The following is a 25,749-nucleotide window of genomic DNA, read 5'->3' on the forward strand; positions in this document are numbered from 1 at the left end:
TTTGAAGCATTTGGCCCTCCCGCCGCTACCTTAGCGCGCGGCGCGAGCCACATGCCAGCCGGTGGAGGCGGACCTCGCAACTGAGGCGCCCACGCTGGCCCCCGAGATCACGCGGATGGCACGCCGCTAGAGAACCCAAGCAAGTTGTGCCGACGATCTTATCCCTCAATCGACGAACCCCGGCAACAAGTCCTCGATGTCGTATTCCTGACGTGCAGAGTTCCAAGCGCTCATCGCACGGGTGAAAAAATCCTCCCGATCAGCGGCCATTTTCGCTAATGACGCCATGCGTTTGAAGACACCGCCGCGTTCCGCCAGCGCGTCAAGGACCACCGATCGGGCGCGGTCTCCTTTCAGAGCCGAGTACGTTTGTAGGATGGCGTCAAGCTGCAGAACGCGGCGATTTCCTTCCTTGCTGACCGTTGTTGGATGCGGTTCCAACAGGGGATCCCATGGCTCGGGCCCATCTGGCCCCTTAGGTGGATACCCGGCGAACTGGCGGCTTAGCCTCAGCTGCCGCAAAGCCTTCTGCCAGCGCTGAGGCACTTCGTGCTGGCGAGAAACCACCTTGGCTTCTTCGCTGTTAACGAAAGTCCTGATCTTCTGCCGCCCCGCATTAGCATGCGTTTGTAGGAGTTCCCATATAGGTCCCGTACAATCGGCTGCTGAAAGTAGCGGCGGATGCCCGAAGGCTACAAGCGCATCGTTCAGGCATGGCTTGCGCGGGTACGGGAGAGCCTCGACGATCTGAAGCGTCGACAGACCGATATTCATCGCATCGACCGGGACCGCTTCCGCAAGCTCCGGCGCCATCGGCAGGCCGAGGCGATGCTGGATTACAGCGAGATCTCGCAAGTGCCCAAAGCTGACCTGTTCATGTGGAACAGATGCCGTTGGGTTGTATCCACCTACATCGGCCTGCGGCGGTGAAACGGGTGGTTTGCAGGCCTCGCCGGCCGTCGTCGGCGGAGGTGGTTCAAGCTGGCTGATCTCAGGCTTAGCCTGCTCCTGCGTGACATCAGCTTCGAAATTTCCGTCCGAGTTTACTAATCCCGACGCAGCAGTCTGTGTGGGGCTTGCCCCATCGTCGTAAGGTTCGTCCGCCTTAGCCCCTCCATTATCGCCTTCGCCCTGATCCGCCGACGCCGGGTCATAGAGAACCGGCGATGACCGCCTTCCGGCACTATGCCTAGCGTACAAGGCGCTTTGGTACTCTCGCTGCTCCTTTTCATGCTGTTGAAGCCTCCTCAAAATCTCGTCGTGGTCGGGCGTAAGCTCGTCGGCGGCGATCAGCCCAACACGTCGAGCAGATTGCTCATCTGCGGCTCTCGTACGTTCTCGCTCGATCTCGTCTCGGCTACGGAGGCGCATCCCCGCCGTTTGCGGCGCGGGGGCTGCTAAAGCTGCCTCGGAACGGGTCGGCTCCTCAATAGACGGCCTGCGCGGTCCATTTTCTTCGACCCCTTGACGAGGCTCGGCCGGCAGCTCTCCGGAAGATGCGAGCATTTCCGTGCGGGCGGTGATCGCCGGATCCGGTGCCTCTGGGCTGTGACCGGCCGGGATGCTTGGTAGATTCCGCACAACCTCCAAGAGTGCGCCATTATCGCGCAAGTTAAGGAAAATTTCCAACGTCAACCTCTGGCCAGCGTTCTGGTCCCGGCCCGTGAGAATACCCCGCATCTTGTCGGCCAGTTCGCGCAGGAGGACGCGATCAACGTGCCCGATCTGTTCGGGGGAGAAGCTCCGAACAAGCCGCTCAAATCCAGTTTTATCGACGACAAAAGCGTCCGGAGCATCAAGATTATAGCGGCGCGCCATTGCGGCCATTACTGCGGCCTCGGACAAGCCCTTTACACGTACGCCGGCGAGTATCGCGTCTGCCACGTTGAAGTCGGAGCGCGTACTCAACAACGCTGCAAGCCTATCGCCCGAGAAGGCATAGGTCACCCAACTAGCGGAAAATCGGCGGGTGACGGAAGCAGGCATCGGCCATCCGGCCTGCGCCAGCGCCAGGGAGAGCCAGTAGCAGCGGTCGGCTTTCGTCGACAGCGCATTGTCATCCCCGGCATCAAGCAGCGCACGCCGCTCGGTCTCCCAGTTTGCCTCCGCCTCGCGGAGATTGAACCGGCCAAAGGCCGTACTTGGGATCCCTGCTTATCGGCGAGCCTGACGCCTGGATTGAGGCCATCCTCTCGTTTGCAAGCTTCGGATCAAGGAGGCGGACCCTCAGCCCAGCGCTCGCCAGCAGGAGCACATGGACCTTGGGCTCCTTTCGAACCAGATAGCGGACCGTCTCGATATCGAACTCGTAGTTGAGCGAAGGCCGCAATTTGGACAGGAGCAGGCCAGGAAAGGGCCAGCCCAGCTGGGCTGCGACCACGAGGAGCCAGTAAACCTCGTCAACGATGGCGAACGCGCCAGGCTCCGGGCAATCCGCTGTCTTGGACGTCAACTGTGCTGACGCCGTCCGTGTCGCCGCCGAGCGCGACGCGGCTGCGTGGCGATAGCGCCGATAGTGGCGGTCTCGCAGCGTCTCAATTCGCATCGCGCTTCTGCCGTTTCGCCCACGCCTGCTTGCTCGTCTCGGACATTCGCTTGCGGAAGGCATCTGATCGCGGCTTGGATGCAGAACGGGCCGCGCGAGAAGGACGCGCCATGGCGTGATCGTGCAACCAGAAGGACACGCCGGCCAACATTGCGTCACGAACGGCAAGCTCTCCGACGTCTTGGCACGCAGAGGGCCCAAGCGCATGGCGATCCTTCTCTGACAGCAGAGCCAAGCAGGTGGCCTGGACATCATCGACCACCGCGCGGCCTCTCGGCCCCTCGAGTATCTCGCGCAGGGCAACTCGGACATCTTCAGCGAGATGGGCGATACTCTCGGGCTGGAACAGCTCAGGCGAACCGCCGGGCGACGAGCCATCAAGGCCACCGACAAGTTGGTTGATGAGATCCAGGAACGCGGGGTAGTGCGCGAGCAAGTTTACATCAGAGCTCGCGCGCGCCAGCTCCTGCTCCTCGACGCGGAAACCGCGCACTCTCTCGACCAGCGTTCTGGTGGTTGGCATTGCCATCTCCGGCACGTTCGACACCCGACCTATGATGCCAGAAGAAGATGAAAAATCTACACCCTCGAACTGATCGGCAATGGCACGCGCAGTCTGGCAGTCTGCCCTGGACCGCTGGTTTTTGCCGCTGGAGGGCTTCGAAGCGCAGCTGACCAGCTGCCTACACGTCCAGCTTTGACAGTTACACCCTTCGATGAGGGTTACACGCCATTTCGAAAAGTGTAATTTGCGAGCGCAAGCACGCGAACAACGAGGATGAGCGGCTACGGAGCCATTTCCGCGGGTAAAGCGTCGAAAGAGGAGGCAGCGGAAGCGTGAATATGCAGGGCTCTATCGCCCTACACTCAGATTTCTAGCAATGCACGACAAACAATCGTCGCTGGCATGGGTGCAGCGAGATCGTCAACGGTGACCCGCGCAGCATCGACTTCGTCTCGCCGCACACCTATTCGGCGTGGCAGGTCAGAACCAGAATTTGAGGCAGGCACCGCGAACCTCCGGCGGCGCGATGTGAAAATCTGCGACAGAACGGACGGAGGTAAGTATCCGGCGAGAGCCGCGGGAACTCAGCTTTCGGTCGAGGGACGATCGGCAATCATATCCCTGAGGGTTTCGAGGCCGCGGAACGCAAATGCCATGGCCTGGCGTTCATCCGTGTCATGGATCCAGACGAGGCGTCCTCCGGATCACATGATCGGCGAGTGCCCAGAGCCGATCTTCGGTTTCGCCCAGCACATAGACCGCGAGCATATGGTTAGGAAATTGGCGTCGGCGGCCGTGAGGCGGCGTCCAGGCGATCGGCGCGGACAGTTTGCCAGTTCCACGGCAATGTTTTGGCGAGCCGGACCTGGGATAGCCCCGCGATGCGGGCGAGCACGCCGGCAAGCCAGGCCTGCGGGTCGACGTCGTCTAGATCTAGCTTCGCCTTGGTGATCAGGGTCGCATAGCGGCGGTGCGCTCTGCGCCACGGTCGGAGCCGGCGAAGAGGCATGTGTCCAACGACATTCGGATCCGACCCATTTTCGTCATGAGGAACTGACTTCCATGCCGATCGTCCTTCAGGCGGTTGTGGGTTTGGCCAGTTGCGCGACCAGCGTCGTCGCCGGCGTGAACAGGACCGAGTAGCCGGTGACGATGGCTTCGCGCCAGGCGCAACCGCCAGCTGGGTCTTGCACACGCCCGGCGGGCCCAGGAGGAGCACTGCCTCGCCACTGGCGATGAAGCGGCCCGTCGCGATCTCGCGGATCTGCGCCTTGTCGAGGGACGGCTGGACCCCGAAGTCGAAGCCGGTGACGTCGCGCACGAAGGTGAAGCGGGCAAGGCCGAAGGAGATGTCGATCCGGCGCTGGTCGCGACGCGCGACCTCGCACCCGCAAAGAGCGTCAGCGCCTCCCGGATCGTGAGTTCGCGACGGCCGGCCTCGTTGATCAGGCTGTCGAGTTGATCGCGCAGCGCCGTCAGCTTCAAACGGCCGAGCAAGGCGGTCAAATGATCATGGTCGTTCATCAGAAGCGATGTAATCACCTCCACTCGCGAAATGGCCATATGACTGCTCCTAGGATTGCCCCTAGTACTTCACGTCTTCGCGCCGACACTACAAGGCGGCCCTCGACGGATGGGTACGGAAGGAGCTTTTGCGCTCGATTGATTCGGCAATCAGCCTCGGGATCAGCCCTGCGCGTTCTCAGCATTGCTTAAGGAGCTAAGCAGTGGCGAGTTTTACAGTTTTCAAATGAAATACTTTCGTAAAATATAAAATTAATTTAACATTGTTAATAATAGATACCACAAATTTAAATCAAACTACCAAATTAATCTAGAAGTATGCTATCCCAACTTGAGCTACCGTATCGATCAATAGCGCCCTATCAAGAAAAAGGTTCCGCGCCTCGCAACTTGTCTCAGCGATTACCAAGCAGCCATGACAGGCCGCACCGTGAAGCGTCCGATCCTCAGCTGCGCTAGCCGGCTCGTGATCGGCGCAGACCGGATCGCCCGAGCACAACCTTTGTCTTTCGAGCGCTGCTTCCAGAACTTGACCGAAACGCCGGCTAACTTCGACCAACCCTCCGAGGGTCCCCTGATTTCCCGCCGAAGCGGTGTAGATCAGGATACCGACAGAAGGAACTTCGGCGCCCAAGCTGGGCCCAATATAAATGCGCTCGCGGATCGAGCTCGCAGGATAGCCGCAGTCGATAGCGACCTCGGCGATCAAGGCGTGAGCGAGTGAATGTGCCACCAGATATTCCGGGCGCAGCTGGTCTCGGATTGCACCGTTCGAGATGTTCTCGCCACGCTGACGGCGCTGCTGAACCCACCTATCAGCCCCTGCTTGGATCGACGCGATGCGATCCCGAACTGCGGGTCGAGAGCGCCAGCTCTGCAACACATTCCGGTCGAGCGTTAGGAACAAACCTTCGCCAAACTGTTCGACAGCTGGCAACCACGAGGGCCCCCGAGCAAGGGGAGCGCCACGCACAGCCAAGCCTACATCCTCGAATTCATCAGTAACCACGGGAGACGGCTCGAAACGTGTGAAGCCATAGAGGCACGCCACTTCGCGTAGCCGATGCACAGCTACAAGGGCTGAGATGCCGCGCAAGATCGGCGAGCTCGTTGGGTCCCATTCTGCGCGCGTAAGCGTTTCGGCATGCAAGAGCGCGTCGGTAGCCGCAGTCCCAATGGTGGGTTCGCCGCTAGCCAACACGGCGAACTCTGCTAAGCGCGGGTTCTCGGCTTCGTCGCCCTTTTCGCGAGAACTCCGCATTGCAGCGATTCGCGCCCAGACGTCTTCATCGGGATAGCCTTCCAACGTCGCAGCGATGCGGGAGTTGAAGCGTCGTGCTTGCTTCACGTCTCCGGCTGACTCACAGGCTTGGAGTTCCGACCAGACGCTTGCCACCAGATCGGCTAGCTGGTCGACCGACTCCGGCAGAGAAATAACGCGGGTAATTTGCGGGAAATATGTGTTTGTAGCGCTTCGCGTCAGCAGCCGGAGCATGTGGTTGCAGCCGTTCGGATCTCGACCGTTATCGATCCACGGCCACTCGGCCCGGCAAGGTCCCAAGCGACCCGGCAGAAAGAGGTCGTTTAGCGATAACGACGCTCCGCATTCGCAGTAGACGCGGGTCTGCCGAGGATCGCCGGAGGTGCCTCCGTCTTCAAGCCACAACGGTTCCTGGCAACTCGACCGATCGGAAGTATCCTGGTGCACCACCCGCCGCCAGTCCACATCTTGCAGATGGCCGTCCTCGCAGCCGCACACGAAGCGGATCGGCGAAATCTGCCGGCGTTTGCCGTCGTCGCCTCGGTGCTCAAGCCTTTTTGGTGCATCAAGTTGTTGGAAGCGCACGAGCCGCCGACGATTGGGGGGATCACCCGCAATGGCATCGCAAGCGAACCAGCGTGGGAAGATCGTTGCCCTAATCTTCGGAGAAGTTCTCCGCGGATCGCGCAGGTTAAGCGGAGGGGTTCTCAATTGCGGATCGCCGCTCGTTGCCAACCGGCTGTCCCCTTCGAGACGCAGCCGCAAGAGGCGTGACAACCGAGGCTCCTCGATCAGCCGAAAGGCGTCGCGCCGCTGATCCCAATGGTCCAGACCCAGCACCAAGACCGATCGATCCGGCAGATCGAGCATCGCGCCAGGACCGTAGTAGCCGACGAGCTGGCTCAGGCGAATTTCGTTCTCGGCCATCCTCGAACCCTCAGGTGATTGTGTTGCCAAAGGGGTCGAGGATCTCGACCGATGAGACGTGCTCAACGTCGCGCATGGAGCGCGACGCTTTGAACCGCTCGTAATCCGGACCGCTCGCTCTCAAGAGAGGCGATAACGGATCGCGCACGAGTGCTTCGCCCATAGGGTAGCCATAGAACAGGCGTCCGCCATTCTGCGTAGCGTCCGCGGCGAGGTCGATCCACGTTTGGACTAGGGCCTCGACATGGGCGCGCAGCGCCGCGTGCCCGCCGACCACCGGCATCGCACTCGCGCGACGCATCACCTCATCGGCGATAATGGGCTTCAGGTACGCGTAGTTTCCGACTGCTCGCGGCGGCGCTCTCTCCAGAGAGATGCGGCTCGAGGTGACGGGCGAGCGACACGATTGCCGGCGCCAAAGCACGATCAATGGCGCGTGCAGCCCAAGGCGTCACGCTGGTGGCCTCAACGGTTCGGTAGAATGAGGCGTGGAACTGCCGAAAGCCTTCGTAGTGGAGGCGGTCGCGAGCTTTGTGGACGTTAAGGAGGGCGAGGACGAGACCCGGACGATCGGCGATGCGGCCGACGCGGCTGGTCGCCTGAATGTATTCGGCCGATGACTTGGGCTGCCCTTGAACCACCATCAATCCCAGCCGGCCGATATCGAGGCCAACCGAGATCATGTTGGTTGCGAGCGCGACGTCGACGCCGTTCGGGGCGAGGGCCGACCGCGCAAGGGCGTCTTTGGCGGCAGCGACCTTGTCGGTGCTTTCTCGCGACGTGAGTTCAAGCACGTCCCGCAGGGCGCGGTTATCGAATGGCTGATCATTCGGATCCGCCCGACGGCGGCGCGTGCCGTAGTCGGCGAGTTTGGTCCTCACCTCGTCCTCGACGATCCGCCTGGCGCCCCCGAGCTCCCGCAGCGCGTTGAAGTAGCAGAGGGCCGTGAGGTATGGGTCGACGGCGTCTCCCACGGGCATGTCCTTGGCGCCGGCCGCGAGCAAGGTGGTCAAAGCTCTAAGGAAGAGGAGCTTCGGTCCTTTGCCAGGCGCTGCGAGCCCGACGTAGAGGCGGCCGGGTGCTCCATGAATTGGAGTTGTGCAGGCAAAGAAAGAGTCGCGCCTATTCGGTCCTGGCGGGGGGAAGACCGCCGTACGCGGGCGATCAAACAGAGCCTTAATTTGCGTCTCCGCCCGACGGACCGTGGCCGTGCTGGCGACGATCTTGGGTCTCACCGTCTGTTCACCGTGCTTGCGCGACGACAGGCGGTCGAGCGCAAGCTCGTAAAGCGCTGCGACGGTGCCGAGCGGTCCGCTGATTAGATGCAGCTCGTCCTGGATGATCAATGTGGGCGGCAGGAGTCGCGCGCTGCCGAACAGTTTGCGCCCTACGCCAGGCTCGGCGGCGCCATAGAACCCGTTGTCATCCTCGCGATCGACATGGTCGAAGAAGGCGCCCACGTTGGCGAGGAACGGCAAGCCGGCGAACTTGTCGACGGTCGCAATCAGGAAGGCTGGGAGCCGCCGATAGATCGCTTCGTCGACGGTCAGAACTGGGAGTGGCTTGCCTGACCCGAAAGCGCAGCGTGAGTTCGCGCAGCCGATTTCCATGTTCTTGGGCGCGAGGTCGCTTGGCGTGCAGCGAAAACTGTCGACGGTGAATGGCTCCGCACACCAGGGGCATTGCTTGATCGGCGCGGGGGCTCCACCCCGGCCGTTGCGGTAGCGACGAATGCGGCCGATCGCTGTTTCAGGACCAGCTTGCTTCTTCGTCCCAAGCCTGTTCGGCGTTGCTGCCGACCCGACCCATAGGCCGATCTCGATGGGCCAGTCTCCCAATGTCCTCCGCTCGCCCTCCTTCCAGATGGGCTCGTCGCGCATGAGCTCAAGCGCGCAGATGACTCCTGCTGCGCGGGTAAGCTGATCGAGCGTGAGCAGCCGCAAGGTGTAACGCATCAGCACCGCGACCCCGGCGCCGAGCTTGCCGCTGTTCGTGATGCGACGATGCGCAATCGTCCAAGCGGCGAGGCCGAGGTAGGCTTCTGTCTTGCCGCCTCCCGTTGGGAAGAACAGGAGGTCGACAGTCTCGCGGTCGTCATGCAGCGGGTCGTGAAGCCCCGACAGGTTCAGGAGGATGAAGGCGAGCTGAAATGGGCGCCAGACCGGGGCGCGCTGGGCAGCTGGATCACCGCCATGGCCTGCCCCGCGCTGACGGTTGGCGCGAGCGACCGCCTCGTTCATGGCGCGGAAAGCGAGCCGCGCATGTGGATCGCGTGCGAGGAGCGCGATCCCGTCGGCAATCCTTCGGCTCGCGTCATGGGCGCCTTTGATGAGCCGTTGGGCAGTGGCTTGACGCGGCGCGCCCGCGATCGTTGGAACCACGGCGTTCTGAGCCGAGATCCATATGTCATAGGCCGCCGGCAAACCTTCCAGCGCGCGTCGGAGTTCGGCCGGTCCGACGGTAGCAAGGTCCGCGAGCGCCTCCATGCCGAAGGTGACGGTTGGAATCTGCTCGTTCGGTTCGACGCGCTCAACTTCGGCGGTCGGCAGGTGGTCGGTCGTCGCCTCACGCACGAAGCCGTCCAGATCGGCTTCCCAGCGGGCTGACGTATTCACGCCGACGGCAAATTCATAGTCATCGCGGTAGTGCAGGTCGCCTATCGCCTCGTCCAAGTCTTTCGAGTCGAACCCGCGCATGTTTGCGCGGGGATGTAGACCCGCCTCGCATCGTACCCCGAGGCGCACCTGGAACGCGTAGGTCACGTCCTGATACCGTCGGCGCACGGAGCTCCTGCGGTTCACGACCATCAACGTGAGCACGCGAAGCGACCTCAAGATCCCGTTGGGCTCAACCAAGGCATAGGGTCGCGCGTGCACCTCGATTTGAAGGGCTCCCGACGGTCGCTGCGCGCCGCCTGAGGCGGGAACCGTGATGGTGCTCCGCCGCCCATCCTCCGGCACGGGTACGCGCATCGCGGCATGGCCCGGAACGCGCTCCCATTCGACCTCGGGCGCGTCGGCCGCCTCATCGAGCAGTTGCTCTGCGCTGAGTGGAGGCGAGGTCACGTAATCGCCCCAGCACAACTCGACTTCCACGTCAGCCACCGAGGCGTCGAGGAGAACTGTTAGGCCGAGAGATGACGGGGCGCGGACGCGGACGGCTGGGCCCAAGTCCTCGGGCGCATCGTCAGCGGCCCGGGCAGGCCCGGCGTCACTGTCCGCGCCTAGGTCATCACCGACGAGCGGATCGCCTTCCTCGAATAGATCGTCAGCTTGCTCGGCCTCGGCCGTAGGGCCGTCTGGCTCCGGCACCGGCGCGAGAAATCCAGTTACGTACCAGCCTGACGGTTTCTCGCGCAGCCGTTCGCGCGCCAAATCGATGTCCTGCGGCCAAGGACCGATCAGGTCGCGCCGAAGCGTCTCGACCATGCGCGAACGGATGTCTTTCGAGGTCGGGGAGGTCACGCGATTTTTCCTTCCCGCTGCGCAAGCTCGACGAGGGTGCGGCTAAGCCACTCCTGACGGTAGGGGAGCTTCAGGGGCGTCTTGGGACGATAGCCCGCATCGTCGAGGAGCCGCTCGAAAGAGACAAGCCGATCGCGCAATCCGAGCCGCACCCCGATGCGTAGGCTCGCCTTGTCGGGCCCGCAGAGGACCCACGCATCGCCGCGCGCCAGTGCATGAGTCCAAAGCGCTTTCTCGCCGGTATCGAGCAGGGCGATGTCCCCGTCCTGCAACAAGGCCGCCGCGCGCTCTGCGTCGGACACGACGTGTATGCCCTTAAGCCCCGCGCGAAGTACCGCGCCGTCAATCTGCTGCTCGGGACGGCGGTTCTGGAAGCCGGTCTGGGTTTCGATCACGCACTCATCCACGGTCTCGAGTGAATAGCCGCCACAGAGCGCGCGCCAACCGTCGACCCGCCACGCCTCGATGACAACGTTGGTGTCTACCAGGACAGGGCCTCGCCAGCGCGCCATGGCCGCCTCAAAGCTCGTAGGGCGCCGGCACGCCGTGTTGCTCGAAGAGTTGAGCAAGGTCATCGACGGGCATGCCAAGGATGCCAGAGATCTTTCGAGTCGAGACGCGGCCCTCGTCGATCGCGCGGGCGACGATCTCGACAAACCTGCGCGAGAACAGCGGCGGCCCCTCACGAATGGCGGCGTCTTCGAAAAGGCCTGCTTGCCGACCGTTATTGCGCAGGGCATCGCCCGGAATGAGCCGCTCCGTGGCGCGGTCGATCATCTCGAGCGAGACGAGCCGCCATTTCAGCGCCAGCGAGCTGACACCCAGGCGATCGGCCGTCGCGTTGAGCGCCGCCGGCAGGACGTCGACGCCGAGCGTCTTCCACGGCTCCGCGGCTCCTATGACTTTCTTCGGCATCAGCAGCCCTGCCGCGAAGCAGTCGGCGAGCTGTTCGACACGCGAGCGCTTTCCGGTTCCCGAATTGTCCTCCACCCGCTCCGGCGGCATCGCATCCCAGGTCAGAATGTGAAAAAGCTCGTGCGCGAGGTCGAAGTGTCGGCGGCCGGGAACCTCGTTCCGATTGATGAGCACCACATCGAGGTCGGCCAGGCGGCAGGCCGCACCGGAAATCTTGTCGTCGTTGGGCTCGACCATCAGCACGAGGATCGAAAGCTCGCGCTCCATCGTCTCGGCGAGCCGGAAAGCGGGAGCATCGCCTAGTTCGTAGGCCGCGACGAAGCGTTCGCCCGCCTCCTCGGCGTCCTCGAAGCGGGAGTGCTTCGTCAGGGTGAGGGCATGGCGCAGGAGCGCCGGTTTCTCGCCGACATCGCTGCCGAGCGCCCGGAAGGCGGCGATCAGCTGGCCGGCGATCCGCTCATAGGCATCGAGGCGAGCGGGCGCGACGCCGGACTGGCGCCAATTGAACCGCCCCTCGCCGCCGACGAGGCGGAACGGGTCCGTGAAATAGTCGAGATCAGTCTTCAGCTCGCGGACGGCCGTGAGCAGTTCCTCGGCCGAGAGCTTCCGCTCCCCCGTCTCGATAGCCGAGACTGTCTGGCGGTCCTTGAAGCCGAAAACACGCGCGAGGTCGTCCTGCGAGAGATTTCTGGTCTCCCGTAGGGCTTTCAAGCGCTGTCCGATGAGCGCTTGCATCATCGCTCTATCCTCCACACCTGGACATTTATCTTGCGAAAGTCAGATTGCAAGATTATGTTGCGATCTCTTAACGAGCTGTGAATTGGAGTGTCCAATATGCCACAGGCGAAGCAGCCGGGCCTGAATGGTCGGCACAGGAACGATGATGGGCAGGCGCGGGCCAAGCGCGGCGACACGCTGGTCGGGACGTTGCGCAAGACCTATGGCGAGGATTTCGCCGAGGGGCGGCGCAGCGACATGCGCCTCGATACCCTCCTGAAGCGCGAGGGAGTGCCGTCGCTGAACGATCTGCTGGAAGGCAAGGGGAAGACCGGACAGTAGGTTCCAGGCGGGCAGGCCGAGCGGTCTCACGAAGCATAGGCTTCGTGCAGCGCGGCTTGCCGCTCGACCGCCAAACGTTGCTCGCGTGAGAAGCGGAGCTCGTCGAGTGTCTCGTCGACAAGTTCGACCGGCTCGGCCATCGCAGTGAAATGCCGACGGCGGCCCCATGCGAGCATATCTTCGGAAGCGAGAGATTGGACGGCCGCTTCTAGGTTTCGCAGGTCGACCGGGAGAGCGTCGACAGGCAAGAACGACGCTCGACAGTGCCGTCGGATGAAAGTGTTTCGTAGCCGTTTCGCCAAACGCGCGTCGGCGCCGTCGTCCCTCTTTGCACGCCACATGCGCCCGACATTGTAGGCATGCGAGAACTTGTGGCTACGTCCCTCTGAACCAGCTGCATGCCGATTGTGGATGCGATCGAAGAACCCGCTTTGGGCGGACGAGGTGATGCCGATGTAGCGGATATCGCCACCATGGTCGTGGAGCGCGTATATGCCATGCTGGTTTGGCAGGACGTCAAGCCTCGACGGTTCGATCATCGTCAAATGCCGAAGAACGGCTGCGGGAGAGAGCGTCACGCCGCCTCGTCCTCGTCGCTTCCCTCGTCGCCTGCCGCTGCGGCCGGCGCGAGGCCCATCGCCCGCTCCTCGGCCGCCCTCTCGGCGTTGAGGGCGAGGAGGCGGGCTAGCACCTCGTCGCGGAAGGTGGAGGTCCAGAAGAGGCGGCCCTGGTAGGTGTGGTCATCCTCGGGCTCGCCGGTGCGATAGCCCTTGCCGTTCTCGTCGGCCGGCTTTTCGAGGAAAACAGGCGCGGCGCGCTCGGCGAGATCGTCCCAGCCATAAGCGCGGAGCACGGCGCGATCCATCTCGGCGTGAAGCTCGCGCAGGCGCTCGATGTCGGCCGCGCGCTGGCCCTCGTCGTGGAAACGGTTGTAGGCCTTCGTCATTCCCTCGTTGCGGGCGATCATCAGCGCCGCGCGGTGATCATGATAGGCCTGGCCCGCGGCTTCGAGGGCCACGTGCGCCTCGAAGCCTGGCGGGAAGGGGAAGGTCTCGAAGCAGTCGTCCTTCACATACGTGAGGCGATCCTCAAAGCTGGTACCTACGAAGCGCCCCCAAACCTCATGCAGCCGCGATTGTAGGACTGCAAATGTACTAAAGCCCTCTTTTGCAAACACATTCAGATTCTGAGAGTACACAAGGCTCCTCGGCAGGAAGGCTAGGGCATGATGCGGGGTAGCCTTACTTGAGTTAGCCATAACCTGCGCCAGCGGCGCAGCAGCGGTGTATAGCTCACCTCTCCGACGCTCAAAGTGCCACCAATGAGCAGTCGAATGGGAACCACGTTTCCCCTTTACTCGCCGCTTGACTATCTCAAGCAGGTCTGGCCAGTCGTTCGCCACCGGCTCCGGATAATCACCTGGCACGACGCCCTCGCGAAGCCAGTCGCGCCGCCGCTTCTCGCAGGCCTCCGTCCCGGCATTCATGAACCAGGACGGCAGAGCGGCATCGCGCTTGAGCGGAAAATCCGCGAAATCGATCACGTAGCGATGATGAGCGTGGGCCGGTGACGTGGTGACCTCCTCGCCGCCGATGAAGGGAAAGATGCGCTCGCAGTTGCGAGGGTCTTTAGCAATCAGCGCGCGCATTGTCTCAAGGCTCTCCGCCTCGCCTTTGGCGGCGGCCGCGTCGTCGAAGGTGAAACCCATGCCGAGCACAATGGAGCCCTGGAATGCCTTGCGGGCGTTGGCGGCGAGCCGCGCCGGCGCGTGGTCGAGATCGCCCGCGACGAGATAGGCCGAGATGCGGCGCACGGAGCGGCCGTCGAGCACCGCGAGCCGTTCAACGCCGGACGCGTCCGGCGCACGCTTCGCAACATGGACGACGCTGACCACCACCGCCGCCTCGCCCGGCCATTTCAACCGCCGCATGGCGCGAATAATCGCGCCGCCCTCCCCCAGAATCGCCGCGAGCCCCGTATCGCGCGTGTCGCCCTGACCGATCGTATTTGTAGCGATGAGGCCGAAGGCGCCGCCCTGCAGGAGCAGCCCAAAGGCGCGGCGGAAGAAGTGCGCCACGAGGTCGGCGTTGCCGTGGGCGCCCTCATGCAGCGTCTGAAGCCAGGGCAGGTAGTGCTCCCGGTTGCCGGCGATGGTCGTGTTCTTGCCTGCGAAGGGCGGGTTGCCGACGATCGCATCGAAGCCGGGGTTCGCGCCCGAAAACACCTCCGGGAACTCGATCGGCCAATGGAAGGGCGTCAGCGGGTACGGATCCATCCGGAGGCTCTTGGCGGCGGCGCGCAACTCGTCCCACCTGACCGGATCGCCCGCAACCCAGCTCTCGACCGTGGCGCGGCGCTTTTCCCTCGCGCGCGGCTTGTCCTCCGCGAAAAAGGCCGAAAGCACAGCGTCGCCCAGCACGCGCACATCGGCGACCTTCGTCTCGACGAAACGGTGCTTCTGTTCCAGCACGGCGCGCAGCATGTCGTCCGGCGCGGACTGGATTTCTGCGCGCGCTTCCGTCGCCTCAGCGACGCGATCCGCCACGAACTTGCGGAACAGCGGCAGGCCGGGCTTCGAGGCGTCCCAATGCATCGCCGCAATCTGCTTCGCGTCGAGCCCGACGAGGCTGTCGCCGCATTTGAGCGCGTGATCGAGAAAGGTGAACTCGTGGTCGCGCGCGAGCGTGGCGAGCCAAAGCGAGAGCTTCGCCAGCTCCACCGCGCGTGGGTTCTTGTCGACCCCATAGATGCAGCGCTGCGCGACGAGGCGTCGGGCGTGCAGGTCTTCGTCCTCGTCAGGCGGGATCGTGGGCCGCGTCTCAGGCCAGCGGGCCCAAGCTTTCACCAGACGCGTCGCCAGCTGCCGGCAGGCCTCAACCAGGAAGGCGCCCGAGCCCATGGCCGGGTCGCAGACCTTCAGCGCCAGCACCTCGTCCGGCTTCGCGTCCGGTCCCAGCCGCTCAAAGGCCGGCTTCAGCGCGTGCCGGACGATCGGCTCGGTGAGGCTGCGCGGCGTGTAGTGGCTGCCCGTGTGCCGCCGTTCGTCGGTCGGCTGGAGCAGCGGCGAGCCGGGGGCGCTCGGCGTGCCGCCGGGCGAGCCGCGCTCGTCGACGCGAGGCTTGAGCGCCGCCTCGACCTCCGGCAGCGATCTCGCCGCCGCGAGCACCTTCGCGACCCTGTCGGGCAGCTTGACGTCATAGACTTCCTTCAGCCGCTTCTGCCGCTCGGCGGCCTTGCACGCGGCCAATTCGGCGAGATCGACGAAGACGGGCACCTTGTCGTTCTTGCCGCCGCGCAAAGCGAGCGCCGGCCCGGCCGCGGTCTCGACGGTGAAGCCCATCACCGTCTCGTAGACGGAGCCGATCTGCTCGACGTCGAGCGTGCGGTAGGACAACCGCTCGCCGCCGAGCACGAGAAGCTTGTCGAGCACGCCGAGAATGCAGCCGTCCGAGACCGTCGCGGGCCTGATCGGATCGGTGGGCTCATCCTGGCCCATCAGGAAAGGGTAGGCCGTCGGATCGAAGAGATCGCCGCCGCGCCCCCGGATGAAGCCGTCGCCGCCGCCCCGATGTACGAGGCGGAACAGGACGAGGAGCCGCGCCCACGCGCCGCGCCGCTCTTCCATCGTGTCGGGGTAGCGCGCCAGGTCCGCGTTAAGCTTCGCGTGCAGGGCGCGCACGCCGTAGCCCTGATCGTAGAGTCGCCGCAACTCCTCGTCGGTCGCCGAAGGGATGAGGCCGCGATCCTCAGCATAGAGGAGGAAGACGAGCCTGAGCAGAACGGTGAGCAGGCCGCCATAGAGATGATCGGGCCTGTCGGCCGCGAGCTTGGCGACGCGGGCTTCGTCCGCCGCGTGCAGCCCGCGCAGAAGCTGATGCAGGGCGCCGAGAACCTGCTCGGCGAGCTTGGCAGACACCTCGGCCTGCGCGTCGCGGCTCTGCTTCAGGAGGCCCGGCAGGCGCCGCTCCGGCGGCTCATTGTGCAGGCGGAAGGCGTTTAGCGCGAGCTTCAGCCCCCCAAGCATCGGGCGGGCGGCGATCGTCGCCAGCGCCCGGATCGGCCAGGACAGCCAGCCGCTCGTCTCGCCCTTGGGCGCGTAGACGAGCCGGATCTGGTCATCGGTGACGAGCAGCCCGGCGCGCATGCCGATCTCGTTCTCGCGCAGCAGCCGCTCGAAGCGCTGGTGCGGGGTCGCCTCCCAGCCCGCGAGCGCGCCGCGCTTGTCGGGTTCGACGCCTGGCGCCTCGATGCGAACGAGCAAGGTCGGGCTGCCCTCGGGATCGATGACGCTCCAATGCGGCTCCAGAACCTCGTCCGCTTCGTCGATGGCCACAGATAGGCCGTCCGGCAGCGGCTTGGTTCCGGGTAAGCCCGCGACCTGATGGTTCCGCCAGCCCAACACCCGATGGAAGAATGTCCAAGGGTCTGCCAGGGCTCGACGTTCGCCTTCCGGCGTCAGGCAGGCTGCTACGGCCTCGCCATCGGCCCGCGTCTGCTCCTCGGGCGGAAGATTGTAGCGGTCGAGAACGGCCGGGCTGAGGACCAGGCCGACGGGCTGGAGATAGCCGAGCCATTCGAGATGCGGGTCGCGATTGAGGTCTCCTTGGGCCATGTCAGTTGCTTTTCGGCCAGAGGTGCATCAGCCCGACGATCTCCAGTCGGTCGGCGACGACGTCATAGCCGCGCCTCACGCGTTCCGGCTCGGCGGCGATGTCTCGGGCAAGGCGGTCGAACTTGGCCTGCCAGCGGCGGCGGTCGCGTCGTACCTGCTCGGCTTCGACCTGATCGAACTCGAGGCTAAGCTGCCGGTCGTCGAACGACGCCTCACGCTTGGCGATGCGGTCGCGTTGATCGACGAGGAGCTTGCGGAGCGCATCGGCCTCCTCCTCGCCGACCGCAACGAGCTCGCGGGCTACCTCTTTCCGCCGGGCATCAGCGCGCCGCTTCAACTCCGGCTCCAGATCGGCAGCGTCGCGGAGTGCTGAGGTACGCAGGCGATCCACGGTGGGCGGAGGCGGCGTGCGATTGTCCCGCAAGGCTTGCTCCAGCTGGTCAAGCGTTGCTTCTTCGCCGCGCTCGCCGAACGGCCGCAGCGTTCCAGTCCGCCGATCCGGCTCATTCCAGGCGGCCGTGACCATCAGCAGCTCCTCGTGGAGCCGTGCCGCGCCGGCTCCGTATAGGGCGAGGCGGCCGATAAGGACGACGCGGGGCTGCGCGCCTGGACCGATGACGGCGCAAACCCGCTTGAGATCGCTCGTGAAGCCCTGACTAAGGAAACGCGACAGCAGGCGGCGCACGAGCCTGTGTTCGAGATGGACTTGCACCACGTCGGGTGCGTCGACGCCGGTCCTTGGGTCGCGCGCCGGTTCAAAAGCGATGGCCTTCAGAGGCGCCGAGGCGCGCCACTCTTTCAGCCGCTCCTTTCGGCCTCGACGTCGCACGCGCAGGTCATCAAGGGCCTCTTGCCAGCCGCCATGGCCGAAGATCGGCGCAGCAGGATCGAGACGGAACAGCTCGGCACCACCGACTTTGCCGTCCTGCGATTCATCGAGCGAGCAGCCGGCCCGTGCGAGCGCAGCGGCGGTAACAGCCTTTAGGTCGGCGGTTTCGACGCCGACCTGCTTTCGCGAGTCCTCCAACAGCTTGCGCATGCGGTCGAGTTCGCGGGCCTCGCGCTGGATGCGTCGCTCCTCGCGGTCGTCCATCTCCTCGCGCGACTTCGCGACGCGAGGGTCCTTCTCCAGCGCCTCGATCTCGTCCGTCACGCGGACGTCCCGCAGGCCTCGGCGGGCGAGCAGGTCTGCAATGCGATCGGACAGGACCTGGCCAACCGAGCCGAGCTGGCGGTGGATCGTCTCGGTTTTCTCGACGAGGCGTTGCAGCACCCGATCTTCGGGACGCTGCCGATAGACGAAGTAGCGGCACCAAACTTCAGGCGAGGGCTGCAGCTTGCGGTCGATCCGGCCGTTACGCTGCTCCAGGCGGGCGGGATTCCAGGGCAGATCCATGTGGATCAGGTCATGGCAACGGCTCTGGAGGTTGATGCCCTCACGAGCGGCATCGGTACAGATCAGAATGCGAAGAGGATCGGCCGCGGGATCGGAATTAAAGCGGCGCTTGAGCTCCTCGCGCCGATCCGTCGGCGTGGCGCCGGTGAAGCGGGCGACCCGATCCTCGGGTTCGAGATCGTGTAAGGCCTCGGTCAGCTTGCGTTCGAGCCAACGGCGCGTGTCTTCGTACTCCGTAAAGATGAGAAGACGACGCTCGTTCCATCGTCCGTCGGCGACCATGTGCGCCCGAACCCACTCGACCAACTTCTTAATTCGGGCGTCCGGCCGGTTAGCGTGGACGCGGGCGATTTCCACCATCTCGTCGACGAGCGCGATGTCGCCTACGCCGGCGTCGATCATCTGCGCCGCGCGATCCTCTTCGGCGGCGATCCGGGCTTCGGCCTCCGCCTCGTCCTCTGGCTCGTCTTCGAGGATGACAGGCTCGATGAGAGACACGGCGGGATATATGGCCGGCCTGTCCTCGATCGCGCGTTCGAGGCGGGCGCGATGCTTCTCCAGTGTCCGCTTGAACGCGGCGATGGAAGACAGGAGGCGCTGCTGCAACCCGACCATGAGAAGACGCGAGCGCGCGGCTGCGGCAGCGGGCAGGTCTTTGGTCCGCTGGGCGACAAGCGCGTCGTATGCGGCAAGCTTGTTGGACAAGACGAGTTCCGGCGCGTCGGCTGGCAAGCCATCGATGATGACCGCCTCCACGCGTCTGGTGGGGAAGCGCTCGCCGAAACGCTTCAGATCAGATTTTAGGCGTCGCACCATAATTGGCGCTAGATCATCCGGCCTTACCTCGACCCCTGCGGTGAAGCGTTGTGGATCGAGGATCTCAAGAAGGCTTGTGAAGGAGTTCGAATGGCCGTTGTGTGGCGTGGCAGAGAGGAATAGGCGATGCTCAAAGCGTTCCGCCAAGCCTCGGATCGCACGCGTGAACTGGCTATCGACAGCGTATCGAGAGCCCGACGCCGGCGCGGCGTGGTGAGCTTCGTCAAGGATCAGGAGCGATCGAGGTCGGAATTCGCCTAGGAGATCGCGTAGGCCAGCGGTGTAACCTTCATCCCCTATGAGGGAATGCGAGAGCAGGAACATAGATCCAGAGGCCCAAGGGTTTACGGCGAACCCACGTTCCCGCCGCACCGCAGCCAAGTAGTCTCGATCAATGATGGTGAACGGAAGCCCGAATTTTGCTTGCAGTTCGTCCTGCCATTGACGGGTCATCGAAGGCGGTGCGGCGACAACGACGAAGTCGACTCGCCGGCGCAGCAGAAGTTCGCGCAATACCAGTCCGGCTTCGATGGTCTTTCCAGCGCCGACGTCGTCCGCGATGAGTAGGTTTACGCGCGGGAGGGCAAGCGCCTTCGCGAGCGGTACGAGTTGGTAGGCGTCGAGATGAATGCCCGCTCTGAAAGGGGCCTGGAACAGCTTGCGATCGGCCGCTGTAGCTGTACTCCACCGGATGGTCCGCAGATAGGCAGAGAAGACTGCAGGATCGTCAGTGCCAGCTTGATTGAGCGCAGACAGCTGTCCGGCATCGGTGATCTCGGCATCTATCTCTTCGCGCCAGATAACCTCTAGGCTCTCGCCCTGTGCATCATCGTCAATGCAGGCGAGGCGAGCGCGAGCAGGGGTCTTGTCGGCAATGACCTGCTCAACAAGCCACTGCCGACCTCGCAAGCTAACGAAAACTCCAGCAGTCGGGCCCACTGCGTCCAACTCCATTCATGTCGGCATGAGATCGTGCCGGCCAAAACCAGGTGACCTGAGACCCTTTTCTCCTCCGGTCTGAGGCAGGGTCCTGAGCTTACGTTCTGGCCTTAGGCGGCCTGTTTTTCCAGCGGGAATTTAGGGCGAACTCGGCGATCGTTATGTTGCTGAGAGCTGAGTGGGGTCTGTGGCGATTGTAGTACTCCCTCTATCAGGTGAATCATGAGGGGCGCATCGTCCGTCTTCGTGAGTGACGGACTCTGCTGAAATCTGGAGGAAGATCAGGGCCTCAGGTCAGCGAAGCCCTACTGGCTGGCTGGCCGTTACTCGCTCCGCAGAATTGCTTATGAGCCAAGACGCCGGAAGGCGGACGTCCTCAAAATCCGAAAAGGGCCAAATTTTCGCATTGGCTGGCAAACTGGCGACCATGCTGAGTGAGACGCAGGCAAACCTCGGAACCCACTTTAAGGGAACCCCCGAGAACTGAGGCCGACGAGCCGTTCCGGGTCACGCGAGCCCGGACGGAATCTAAATGACGAAGGTGAACAACAGCGGCGAAACCGCCCGGGATGAGGCCCGCCCCAGTGAGGCGGATCTGAGCAAGTATGAACGCAACTACCGCCTGACCACCGACCGGGTCGAGCGGTTCTACGTGCTCTGGCGGCAGGCGATGGCCCACGCCTTGCTCCTCGAGCAGCAGGGTGATCGGACTTATCCCGAGCATGGCGGCCTGACCGCCCTGCAGCTCGCCGAAGGTGCGCGAGCTCACGCCCGTTTCTTCGCGTTCTTGCTGGCGGAAGCCCCCGCGCAGACCAAGGTGCATCTCGAGGCCAAAGTCTCGATCTACGCCGACATGGCCTCGGACCCTGACGAGATCCGCCGCTCGCGCACCGCCCGGATGGTGGGGGCTGCCATGCAGCAAGACGCGGGCGATCTGGGCATCACCCTGCCCGGCGTCCCGCTCGCGCCTGGCAGCGAGAGCTGGCACTGAAGGTCGCCGCCATGAGCTTCATCTTCATGGATTTCGAGGCTAGCGGTCTTGAGCCGGCGTGGGATGTGCCGCTGCAGGCTGCCTATATCGAGACCGACAGCGACCTTCGCCCTGTGCAAGAGACTGTCTTGCGGGCGCGCTTGCCCGCCTATGTCGTACCTTCACCTGACGCCTTGCTCGTCACCGGCCTCGACTCTGACAGTATCGAGGCCGCGCCGCTTTCGCAGCTCGAGATGATGCGAGCCATCGCCGGCATCCTCGCCGCGGCATCACCGGCCACGATTCTGGGCTACAGCAACCTAAAGTACGATGATGAGCTCCAACGCCACAGCGCCTTTCGGACGTTGCACCCGCCTTACGCCACCTCGATGCCGGGCTTCGCGCGCGCCGATGTGCTGATCATGCTGCGGGCGGTGGCGATGCTGGCGCCCGGCGCCATCACCATCCCGGTGACGCCCCATGGCAAGCCGACGATGCGGCTGGGGCCGGTCTGCCGCGCGAACGGCATCGCCTTAGACGAAGCGGACGCCCATGATGCGCTGAATGACGTCCATGCCACGATCGCGCTCTTCAGGCTCCTGCGCGAACGCGCGCCCACCATCATCGCGGCGATGATGGCCAATGCCCATAAGAGCGGACCAGCGGGAATGCTGGCGCGCCCCGAAGCGCTCGGGCTCGGTCTGTTCAACCGCATGATACCGGCAGGCGGCATCATGCCTACGCCAGGGAACGCGTCGTCCTGGGCCGTCGCCGATCTGACCGTCGACCCGACTTATCTCGATGCCACGCCGGAGCAACTTGGCGAAATGCTTTTCGCCAGGGGCGAGCGCCCGATCCGGCTGGTCAAGACCAATGCCCAGCCGATCTTGTTGCCGTGGGAGATGACGGCACCTGTCTTACAAGGAGAGGTCCCGCCGGATGGCGAGTTGCAGGCCCGTCTGGCCCGGATCCGGGGCCATGCCAGCTTCCGCGACAACCTCGCGATCGCACTGGCCGGGCGCTTCGCCGACAAGACACCGAGCCCGTGGCCGGATGATAGCCTCTACAGTGGCGGCTTCATCAGCCGCGAGGACGCGATCACCTCGCGACGCTGGCATGAGGTCGCATGGGACCAGCGGGTGCGGCTCGGCCGCGAGCTTCTCGGCGACGTCCGGCTGAAAGCCTTCGCCAATCGCTGGGCCTGGCTCGAAGCGCCGGAGGAGTTCTCCGCCGCAGAGCGCGAGAAAGGAGCGGCCTGGTTCGCGCTACGTCTCGATACCCAGGACGACGTGCCATGGCTCACACGCCCCATCGCCCTGCAGCGCATCGCCGCGCTTAAGGCCGAGACCGGCGCGGGCAACGATGCCCGGGTCCGTCAGCTCGACTCGATCGAATGCTGGATTGCCGGGCGCGGCCGGACATTGTCGCGCACCGCCTGAACCAAAACACCGTGGCCGATATCAGGAAGGGCGCCCCGCATGGGGCGCTTTCGTCGATTCCAGGAGGACCGAGGTGAAGCGCAGCCGATGGGGCTGTCACCCACAGGATTCAAAAGACCATGACGAACAATAACCAGGATCGCGACCTCACGCCCGTGACGACGGATCACCAAGGCGGCGGCGACCGGCCGCTCGGGCCGATCCGTGACCCGCTCGCCGAGCCGACCCGCTGCATCGGTAACGATCCCTCGCTCGCCGAGTTGATCGCGGTGCGCGACCATGCGCCCGACCTCAAGGTCGTCGCGCGCGAGGCGAAGCGCTGCAACGACGAAGCGGACCGACTGCCGCTTGGCCTCGAACGGACCTACGAGGAGCGGATGGCAGAGGTTGGCCTGCAGATCGTCGGCTTGAGCTGCGCGGCCATCGTCGCGATCTGGCCAACCGACACGCTTGAGGACGCCGATGCGAAGCGAGCGCTCGCCCGCGAGACGCAGCCACACTACGAAGACACCGACTTCGCGATGGCTCCGCTGCTCTCGATCGAGGACGCAGCCCGCATCAGGCTCCACCGCGCCGCCTTCGACGTCGGTGCGCTCGTCGTGCCCCCAGGCCCTCCCGGACCGGTGCCCTCCGACAGGGGTCTCGCGACCTGGCCGCTGTCGCGGTTCGATCTCGTCGACGCGGTGCCTCTCGCCGGCGGTCCACCTAGCCTGGATGCGCGCAGCATCGCCCGGTGGAAGGCCTTTGTCGACGCCTATCCCGACCTAACCGCGCTGGTCGACCGCTTCAGCGCGATGATCGCGATCGCCGATCGCCTCACGGTGATGGCCGATCACAACGAGCCCGACAGCGCGGCGATGCGCCGGGCTGCCGAGGGCGCTCGCATCCTCGCCTACCTCGCCGCGGCCCGGGCCGCGATCTGGCCCTCGATGCTGCACTCGGCCGACGCGCAGGCCAAGCTCAGGCTGGTGGCGCTGATCAACGACCGCGCCTGCCGGCATGATCCTTTGCACATGCAAGCCGCCATCCGGCATCTGGTCAGCGAGGCGAACTTCATAGCCCGGCGGTTCCGATTCGGGGCAACGCTCGAGCTTAATCCGCAGTGGCTCCCGATTGTGTAACGGAATCGCCGGAGAGAGAGGACATGGCGATGGCGTCCTTGCGGGGACGCCATCTGCGATTCTCAGGGGCGGAGGAAGACATGCGGCCAGATGGTCGCGACCCCATAGGAAAGTTCAAAATGACCAGGAAGACTGAGGATGGCGGGCGCTCGCTCGCCAAGCGCGGCGCAGGCCCCGTGGAGGAGCCCGCCAACCGGGCGCTGCGCGATCCGATCGCGATGGCGGTCGAGATCATCAACGGCGATGACCCGAGCGTCGCGGAGCTGGTGGCGTTCCGGCGCCAGCCGATCGACCTGAAGGCGGCGGCGCGCAACGCCAAAAGCCTGTCGAACGAGGAGTTCCGGCTCAGCCTCTCGAAGGAACTCGGCGAACGCGAGTACGACCTAGCCTGCGCCGGGCTTCAGATCATGAGCCTTAGCCTGGTCGCGCTGACCGCCATCTGGCCAAGCGACGACCTGGACCAGGCCGAGGCCAAGCTCGCCCTCGCCGAGGCGACCGGCGCCCTGCACCATCGCCGCGACCAGAGCTTTGTCTCGACGATGGACGCGACGCTGGCGCGCCGCTTGCGCTGGAAGCGGACTGCCTTCAGCGTGCCGGCGCTCATGTTGCCTCCAGCGCAAACGGCGCCAGAGAGCGACAGCCGCAGGCTGGCCACCTGGCCGCTTGAGCGCTGGGAACTCTCCGCCGGCCTGGAGCTGCGCGGCGGTCCGCCAGCCTTCGCGCATCGGGAGATCGCCAACTGGGTCGGCTACGCGAGCGCCGCCCCCGATCTCGACGTCCTCCTGCAGCGCGCCCAGACAATGTTCGAAACCTGCGACCGCCTGATCGCGCTGGCCCAGCGTGGTCCGGAGAACGCGAGCGAACTGATGGTCGCGGCCGAAGGCGCCCGCATCGCCGGCAACCTGGCAGCAGCGCAGGTCATGATCTGGCCGGTGCACAACCGCGCCGCGCTGGCGACCAAGAAGGAGGTCGTCGCGCTGATCAATCTGCGCGGTGAGATCGGCGATCCCGCGCACATGTTGGCGGCGATCCGGCACGTCACGGCCGACGCCGCCTGGGTCAAATCGCTGCCGCCAGACGCGCGAGACAAACTAAAGTTCGACTTTAGCGAACTTGTCTAACTACCTATCAATGCACAATAACAAGGAAGGCAGTTCCGAGCCCGGCGCTGCCTTTTTTGATATCCGGAGAAGAAGGAACAGCGACTGCCTGGAGCAGATCACCCCCATGGAAAACTGAAAGACGACCAATGAACACGACCAGCGCCCGCAGCGACCTCAGCCGCATCGTCCTCGACCCCACGCCGCATCAGATCACCGACGATCTCTTCGCCCTCGACGCGCGGCTCTCGCAGGCGGATACCGATGTCGGGGCGCTGGCAGACTGGCGCGCCAATCTGCCCGACCTGCTGCCGATCCGAGGCCGTGCTCAGGCCAATGCCGACGAGGTCCGCCGGCTGATCAAGGGTCTCGCCCGAGAGCCCGAGCTGGCCGATGACTGGATCGACGTCGCCAACGCGCTGACGGTCCTCGTCAACGCCTCGAACCTCTCGCTCCTGCTTCTGCCGCCTCGCAGCATTGACGATGCCTGGGCCAGCCGAAACTTCGGCTTCCATCTGCTGCAGCACACGCAGCGTCATGGCGATGGCGAAGAACTCGCCTTGGCGCGGCGCGCCACCAGCGCCGTCGTCCCCGAACCCGGTGATCAGGCGCTTCCGACCGACACGGCCGGCATCCGCGATATGATCGAGACGATGGCGCGCCGGGCGAGCGCCCTGCAGCCGAAGCCGCTCACCGCGACGCCTTACGGCACGCCTGCCGTGCATCCGCTGGAACACGCCGAGAGCCTCAAGGCCTTCTTCGCGCCGCCGCAGGATCTGATGCGCCTCTTCGACGGCGCCAACAAGCTGCTGCACGCCAGTGAAGGCTTCTCCGCGAGCGGGTTGCCCGCCAGGGTCATCGAGGATGCGACCGACGGCGCCATCATCCTCAGCTACGCACGCCTGCTGCGCGTCGCGCTCTGGCCCGCCCGCAATGAGAGGGATGTCGAGGCAAAGATCGCGGCCCGCGATCTCGTGCGGGCTCGAGCGGCCGACCCCGAGCGGCTCGGGGCGCTCTTCGAGATCGCACTCGGCCAGGGGGAGATGGTGGCCGGCCAGTCGAGCCGGTTCCTGAACATTGACGCGGTCGGCTGACGGCCTCTCTCCGATCCGGACCTGAGTGATGGAAGGCGCGCCCGCATGGCGCGCCTTTCGTC

At 64.4% G+C, this 25,749-nt stretch carries 16 protein-coding genes and 2 pseudogenes; 6 read left to right on the forward strand and 12 right to left on the reverse strand.

All coding sequences use genetic code 11. The annotated features are described in order from the left end of the window. Positions 1–165: 165 nt before the first annotated feature. The 9 genes and pseudogenes from ABIE41_RS19015 to ABIE41_RS19055 all read right to left on the reverse strand — a co-directional run bounded on the left by ABIE41_RS19015 (position 166) and on the right by ABIE41_RS19055 (position 11,876). Complete coding sequence (locus ABIE41_RS19015) at positions 166–1,986, reverse strand: hypothetical protein (protein WP_354192812.1); 1,821 nt, start codon at positions 1,984–1,986, stop codon at positions 166–168. Between the two features lie 548 nt (positions 1,987–2,534). After that, complete coding sequence (locus ABIE41_RS19020; RefSeq protein ID WP_192641822.1) at positions 2,535–3,068, reverse strand: hypothetical protein; 534 nt, start codon at positions 3,066–3,068, stop codon at positions 2,535–2,537. A 754-nt stretch (positions 3,069–3,822) separates the two neighbouring features. Next, positions 3,823–4,055, reverse strand: a pseudogene (locus tag ABIE41_RS19025) (transposase domain-containing protein); the annotation flags it as partial. Between the two features lie 217 nt (positions 4,056–4,272). Continuing rightward, positions 4,273–4,407, reverse strand: a pseudogene (locus tag ABIE41_RS24285) (ATP-binding protein); the annotation flags it as partial. Between the two features lie 477 nt (positions 4,408–4,884). Beyond that, positions 4,885–6,762 (reverse strand): DrmB family protein, encoded by a 1,878-nt coding sequence (gene drmB, locus ABIE41_RS19035; RefSeq protein WP_192641823.1) that lies wholly within the window; start codon positions 6,760–6,762, stop codon positions 4,885–4,887. 10 nt (positions 6,763–6,772) lie between these two features. After that, complete coding sequence (locus tag ABIE41_RS19040) at positions 6,773–7,063, reverse strand: hypothetical protein (RefSeq protein WP_354192815.1); 291 nt, start codon at positions 7,061–7,063, stop codon at positions 6,773–6,775. 4 nt (positions 7,064–7,067) lie between these two features. Further along, entirely contained in the window at positions 7,068–10,226 is a 3,159-nt protein-coding gene (gene drmA / locus ABIE41_RS19045) for a DISARM system helicase DrmA (RefSeq protein WP_354192817.1), read from the reverse strand. Further along, on the reverse strand, positions 10,223–10,738 hold the full coding sequence (locus tag ABIE41_RS19050; RefSeq protein WP_192641824.1) for a hypothetical protein: 516 nt from the start codon (positions 10,736–10,738) through the stop codon (positions 10,223–10,225). Before ABIE41_RS19050 ends, drmA begins: the two co-directional genes overlap by 4 nt. 7 nt (positions 10,739–10,745) lie before the next feature. Continuing rightward, complete coding sequence (locus ABIE41_RS19055; RefSeq protein WP_192641825.1) at positions 10,746–11,876, reverse strand: helix-turn-helix domain-containing protein; 1,131 nt, start codon at positions 11,874–11,876, stop codon at positions 10,746–10,748. A 99-nt stretch (positions 11,877–11,975) separates the two neighbouring features. Between ABIE41_RS19055 and ABIE41_RS19060 the strand changes: the two genes are divergently transcribed. Next, complete coding sequence (locus tag ABIE41_RS19060) at positions 11,976–12,200, forward strand: hypothetical protein (protein WP_192641826.1); 225 nt, start codon at positions 11,976–11,978, stop codon at positions 12,198–12,200. A 26-nt stretch (positions 12,201–12,226) separates the two neighbouring features. On the opposite strand, the gene ABIE41_RS19065 is transcribed toward ABIE41_RS19060, so the two are convergent. The 3 genes from ABIE41_RS19065 to drmD form a co-directional block, all read right to left on the reverse strand. Then, positions 12,227–12,778, reverse strand: coding sequence for a hypothetical protein (locus tag ABIE41_RS19065; RefSeq protein WP_192641827.1), 552 nt, complete (start codon positions 12,776–12,778; stop codon positions 12,227–12,229). Next, positions 12,775–16,116: an Eco57I restriction-modification methylase domain-containing protein gene (locus tag ABIE41_RS19070; RefSeq protein ID WP_354192821.1), complete on the reverse strand. Its 3,342-nt coding sequence runs from the start codon at positions 16,114–16,116 to the stop codon at positions 12,775–12,777. The genes ABIE41_RS19065 and ABIE41_RS19070 overlap by 4 nt, the downstream gene beginning before the upstream one ends. 697 nt (positions 16,117–16,813) lie before the next feature. Continuing rightward, on the reverse strand, positions 16,814–19,978 hold the full coding sequence (gene drmD, locus ABIE41_RS19075; RefSeq protein WP_192641829.1) for a DISARM system SNF2-like helicase DrmD: 3,165 nt from the start codon (positions 19,976–19,978) through the stop codon (positions 16,814–16,816). A gap of 517 nt (positions 19,979–20,495) precedes the next feature. On the opposite strand from drmD, the gene ABIE41_RS19080 reads away from it, so the two are divergent. From ABIE41_RS19080 to ABIE41_RS19100, 5 genes are all read left to right on the forward strand, one after another. Further along, entirely contained in the window at positions 20,496–20,954 is a 459-nt protein-coding gene (locus tag ABIE41_RS19080; protein WP_192641830.1) for a hypothetical protein, read from the forward strand. A gap of 11 nt (positions 20,955–20,965) precedes the next feature. After that, the gene (locus tag ABIE41_RS19085; RefSeq protein WP_192641831.1) at positions 20,966–22,372 is read left to right on the forward strand and encodes a hypothetical protein; all 1,407 of its coding nucleotides are present in this window, start codon (positions 20,966–20,968) and stop codon (positions 22,370–22,372) included. A 119-nt stretch (positions 22,373–22,491) separates the two neighbouring features. After that, positions 22,492–23,493, forward strand: coding sequence for a hypothetical protein (locus ABIE41_RS19090; RefSeq protein ID WP_192641832.1), 1,002 nt, complete (start codon positions 22,492–22,494; stop codon positions 23,491–23,493). A 23-nt stretch (positions 23,494–23,516) separates the two neighbouring features. Further along, positions 23,517–24,614, forward strand: coding sequence for a hypothetical protein (locus ABIE41_RS19095; protein ID WP_192641833.1), 1,098 nt, complete (start codon positions 23,517–23,519; stop codon positions 24,612–24,614). Positions 24,615–24,742: 128 nt separating this feature from the next. After that, on the forward strand, positions 24,743–25,687 hold the full coding sequence (locus ABIE41_RS19100) for a hypothetical protein (RefSeq protein ID WP_192641834.1): 945 nt from the start codon (positions 24,743–24,745) through the stop codon (positions 25,685–25,687). Positions 25,688–25,749 lie beyond the last annotated feature (62 nt).

The sequence above is a fragment of the Bosea sp. OAE506 genome (assembly GCF_040546595.1).
Lineage (GTDB): Bacteria > Pseudomonadota > Alphaproteobacteria > Rhizobiales > Beijerinckiaceae > Allobosea.